General features: G+C 56.9%; 5 protein-coding genes and 2 pseudogenes. 6 read left to right on the forward strand and 1 reads right to left on the reverse strand.

Features of this window, described 5'->3' with window-relative positions; all coding sequences use genetic code 11:
* Window positions 1-128 precede the first annotated feature (128 nt).
* From ABIB95_RS47160 to ABIB95_RS47185, 6 genes and pseudogenes are all read left to right on the forward strand, one after another.
* Window positions 129-836 carry a response regulator transcription factor gene (locus ABIB95_RS47160; protein WP_354249206.1) on the forward strand — a complete coding sequence of 236 codons (708 nt, stop codon included), beginning with the start codon at window positions 129-131 and terminating at the stop codon, window positions 834-836.
* Between the two features lie 195 nt (window positions 837-1,031).
* Window positions 1,032-1,400 (forward strand): hypothetical protein, encoded by a 369-nt coding sequence (locus ABIB95_RS47165; protein ID WP_247312419.1) that lies wholly within the window; start codon window positions 1,032-1,034, stop codon window positions 1,398-1,400.
* Window positions 1,336-1,869 carry a sensor histidine kinase gene (locus ABIB95_RS47170; RefSeq protein ID WP_354249208.1) on the forward strand — a complete coding sequence of 178 codons (534 nt, stop codon included), beginning with the start codon at window positions 1,336-1,338 and terminating at the stop codon, window positions 1,867-1,869. Before ABIB95_RS47165 ends, ABIB95_RS47170 begins: the two co-directional genes overlap by 65 nt.
* Before the next feature lie 153 nt (window positions 1,870-2,022).
* Window positions 2,023-2,814, forward strand: a complete 792-nt coding sequence (locus ABIB95_RS47175) for an alpha/beta fold hydrolase (protein ID WP_354249210.1) — start codon at window positions 2,023-2,025, stop codon at window positions 2,812-2,814.
* 86 nt (window positions 2,815-2,900) lie between these two features.
* Window positions 2,901-3,669: pseudogene (locus ABIB95_RS47180) on the forward strand (SDR family NAD(P)-dependent oxidoreductase).
* Between the two features lie 81 nt (window positions 3,670-3,750).
* Window positions 3,751-4,149 (forward strand): nuclear transport factor 2 family protein, encoded by a 399-nt coding sequence (locus ABIB95_RS47185; RefSeq protein WP_354249212.1) that lies wholly within the window; start codon window positions 3,751-3,753, stop codon window positions 4,147-4,149.
* 73 nt (window positions 4,150-4,222) lie between these two features.
* On the opposite strand, the pseudogene ABIB95_RS47190 reads toward ABIB95_RS47185, so the two are convergent.
* Window positions 4,223-4,445, reverse strand: a pseudogene (locus tag ABIB95_RS47190) (transposase); the annotation flags it as partial.
* Window positions 4,446-4,539: the final 94 nt, after the last annotated feature.

Raw genomic sequence — 4,539 nt, forward strand, 5'->3', positions numbered from 1 at the left:
TTGAGCCAGAACAGTCCTTTGCGCATCGAAGTCCCCCGTGCCGAATCAACTTGGCACCAGGGAATCAGAACTCGCTAATTAGGTACAGACCCTAGTCCTCACGGACCGAGCTTTGAAAGGAAATTGGGATGACTGGCACAAATGAATGGGAACGCTTCGGCGTCGTTCACGTCGTCGACCACGACGTCGATATGATGACCGATTTGTCCAGGCGACTTGGGTCATTAGGCTTCGCGGTGAGGCACTTCAGGTCTCCAAAAGATTTCGTGCAGATGCGGGACGCAGATCAGATGGGCTGCCTGCTCCTGAGTGTCGAGTTTCCTTCGGCAAACGGCCTGGAATTTCAGGCGCAGTTGCCGACCGTCGGGATACATATGCCTGTGATCCTCATGGCGGAGAATCGCGACGTAAGATGGTCGATACGCGGGATGAAGGCCGGCGCCGTGGACTTTCTTCTGAAGCCACTTGAGGACGTCGAGCTCGTCTCGTCCATCCGCCTAGCGCTGAGGAGAGAGCACGAGCGCCATCACCAGGCGCAGCGTCGCAATGTCGTTGCAATGCGATTCGCAGCGCTAACGCAACGGGAGCAGCAAGTGATGGGACTTGTAGTTCGCGGCCTGATGAACAAGCAGATCGCGGCTGCTCTCAACTTAAGCGAGATAACAGTCAAGGTTCATCGGGGAACCATGATGCGAAAGATGGCCGTTCGCTCCGTAGCTGATCTCGTACGGGCAGCAGAGCTTGTCGAACTCGACGCGAGGCTGGACGAAAACGAAACATCCGCTTGGATGCCGCGGCGGGCTTGGGCAGGCGAGCGCGTGGCGATCGCCGGTTGAACCGTCGACGAAAGGATCTCGCAATGGAAACGTCAATCACGATCACGCCGACATTGCCTGCCGCAAATTCGCTGCAGCTCTTTGACCCGGCTGTGCTCGAGGTCGAGGTTGCTGGCTACGGCGAGCGAGAGCGAGGGTTCATCTATATCATAGTAATGACAGGAACGTTGAAAAGGCCGCTAAGCACCAGGTGGTTTGGATCAATATCGCCAAGCTGTCAGCGCACCACTATCGAGCTTCATCGATCCTGCGATGGATTTTGAGAGTCCGAACAGCTCTACTGCAAAGAGAATTGCCATCATCGATCACGAGTTCGATCGCCGGCAGAACGAGGTCATGCAGTGCCGGTTGGGGGCCATAGCTCACGATTTCAACAAATCGCTTCAGGCGATCGTCAGCGTTCTAAATTTGATGCAGATCAGGATGGGATCTAGCAATTCGAAGGACGTCGCACGACTGATGGAGACCGCTCTGCTGTCCGCCGACAAGGAAAAACTACATGTTCGACGACTTGTCGATCAAGTTAATCCCACGCGCACGATTAGAAAGCGCATTTCGGTATGAGATGGTCAGATCAATCGATTCACTCATCGCCGCCACCATCGGCGATTCCATCGCTCTCCGGCTTAATCTCGCAGCGATCAACGTGCAAGTTGCCTGCGATCCGCAAGAGCTCGAAAGCGCGATCTTGAATCTGGCAATCAACGCCCGCGACGCCATGCCGAGCGGCCGAACACTTACGATCAACACCGTTGCGGTCTTAGATGAAGATTGTTGTCCAGCAGCGCCGGCAAAGAGCGTCGAAATTCAGGTGAAAGATAGCGGGGAAGAGATGTCACCTCAAACGATCAAGCGAGCTTGCGATGCCTTCTACACGACTAAGGCGGACCGTCATGGCTCTGGCCTAGGTCTCTGGTCCGTCAAGGTATTCGCTGAGGGCCTCCGCGGCGGAGTGGACATCGAAAGTGTTGAAGGGGTCGGAACGACGGTGCGGATACGTCTGCCGTGCGTACCAGAGGTGTGCAGCCTGTGAGTCCTGCGCCATCGCACTAGGAGCGTTCACGATTAGTACGTCGTGAATGCCGCAGATACACCTGTATAGTTGGCTCAACTTCCAGAATTACGTACGCACTCCTCCTGCCCCTCCGCGCAACCGGCGCCTTGCAAAAACGACAGGAGTTTAGTTATGAAGATCTATGGAGCTCTTTCATGCCTTTTCTTGGCAACGATGAGCGCGCTTCCCGCTATGGGAAAGGACAGACCCGCAATCGTCCTCGTGCATGGGGCTTGGGAAACTGCGACGGTCTGGTCGGAAGTGGCGGCAGGACTGAAGCGCGACGGATACAAGGTTCACACGATCGAACTGCCTGGTCGTCCTGGAAACGAACTGCCGATTCAAAAGGTAACGTTCGACGGATATCGCGAGGCCGTATCATCTGCCATCGCGCACGAAAACGAACCGGTCGTGTTGGTCGGTCACAGCTTCGGCGGATTTGTCATCTCGGCGGAAGCTGAGGCTCAGCCGAAGAGGATCAAGACGCTTGTTTATGTCGCTGCCTACCTGCCCCAAGACGGACAGTCGCTGTTGGGTTTGGCGACGACTGATCCAGGCAGCAAGGCGGGCGCAGCCCTTGTCATCCAAAAGGAAAAAGGCCTGGCGGCGATCAAGTACGATTCCAGAGGAGGGCTTTTCGCGAACGATGCGCCAGCGGAAGTAGCCGGTGCCGTGGCCATTGGCATTGTGGACGAACCGCTCGCTCCTTTGGCCACGCCAGTCCATCTGAGCAAGGAAAAGTTCGGCTCGGTCGACAAGGTGTACATCCACACTGCCCGCGATCAGGTCGTGAGCCCGCCGTTTCAGGCTGCGATGGTAAAGGCGACACCTGTACGTCTCGAATTGTCAGTCGATACGGGCCATACGCCGTTCATCACCAATCCACCGGCTCTCATTGCTGCGATTGGAAAGGCCGCCGACTAACCGGCCCGGTAGCCCCCGGTCGACGTATGGGCGGCCAGGAGCATCGTGGGTACGGTTCGCTCGATAGCTAACGGATGGCTATAAGGATGATTGCATTGCGTTTTACAAGCAAGACGGCGTTGGTGACTGGTGGAAACAGCGGCATCGGGCTTGCTACCTCACGGCTTTTGATATCCCAAGGTGCACGTGTTGCGATCACGGGGAAATCTCGAAAAGCTCGACGCGGCGGCGAAGGAGCTTGGACCCTCGCTTCTACCCGTCCAGGTCGATCTCGATGATCATGAAGCCCTCTGTGCAGAGCATAAGTTCGAGCGGGCGTACGGTCATCTGGATGTGCTATTCGTGAACGCGGGCATTGCTGGTGGAACACCGATCAAGGATGCAACGAGAGATTCTTTTGAGACGATCATCCGGACGAATCTGACCTCCGTGTTCTTCACGGTGCAGGGGATGTTAGGCGTGATGAAGGCAAGCGGGGCAATCGTTCTGAACAGCTCCGTTCAACGCCAGTTGGGATCTCCTGGCTCGTCTGCGTATTCAACCTCGAAGGCGGGCGTAAGCGCGATGACGAAAGTGCTGGCCTCGGAGCTCGTCGATATGGGAATTCGGGTGAATTCCGTCGTGCCTGGCGCAACGCGGACGCCGATCTGGACGCGCAGTGCGCGCAAAGGTGGCTCAGTCGATGCCGCGGAGGCGGCCTTCGGGCCTCTCGCTCGATTGGGAAGGCTCATTGAGCCAGAAGAGATGGCAGCTGCGGTTCTCTATTTGGCTTCTGACGCAGTTGGGGGCGTCACCGCTGCCGAGGTTGTTGTGGATGGCGGGATGACCGGGGCGCCGGTCATTCGTCGGAAATAGTTCCGTTGTTGCAAGACCAAACATTCGATTGGCCGTTGCCTGCCGGATGCCGGTAGGCGACTTTATCTTGAGGTGTCTTCCATGGCAGAAAAGACGAACAAATCCATTGTGCTCGAGGCATTCGATACGCTTTTCAACAGACGGGATCTGAAGAAGGCAGAGAGCTTTTGGTCACCAGCCTATATCCAGCACAGCGCACACATTCCGCCGGGGCGCGATGGCCTCTTTGGGCTGGTGGATGCGCTGCCCGATACCTTGCGATATGAGAACGCTCTGATCATGGCGGAAGGCGATATAGTTATGTTGCACGGCCGCTTCTCGGGGCTCGGCTCGGCGGCGAACTGGGTCGTCGAGGATATTGTCCGAATGGCTGAAGGAAAGCTCGCTGAACACTGGGATGTCATTCAGGACGAGGCGAGCGCGACGTCTTCACAAAGCGGACGGCCAATGTTCGGAGAGACTTTTCCGGAGGCCAAATAAATAGCGGATCGTGTCCCCGAGCGTGGTGTAACTGGCGGTGGGTCACCGCGTCCACCGGCATGGGCCCGATAGGTCAGCTGGCGATAGCCGGAAGGCCGACGGTCGGATAATCGCTCATTGGCGCGATGGTTTCCAGCGTAATGTAGCGGGCGCGCTGCACGGCCCATTCATCGTTCTGCTCGAGCAGGATCGCACCGATGAGAGGCAATGGCATCCTCGTTGGGGAAGATGCTGACGACCTCGGTGTGCCGCTTGATCTCGCCGTTGAGGCGTTGGATCGGGTTGGTCGAGCGCAGCTAGTACCCACTTTTCTTGGAACGTGAGTCGTGATTCAAGATATGGATGATCCCTGAAGCAAGAGAAGTCCGCCTTTCGCGGAAAGATCGCACG

It is taken from the genome of Bradyrhizobium sp. LA2.1 (genome assembly GCF_040547725.1).
Classification (GTDB): Bacteria; Pseudomonadota; Alphaproteobacteria; order Rhizobiales; family Xanthobacteraceae; genus Bradyrhizobium; species Bradyrhizobium barranii.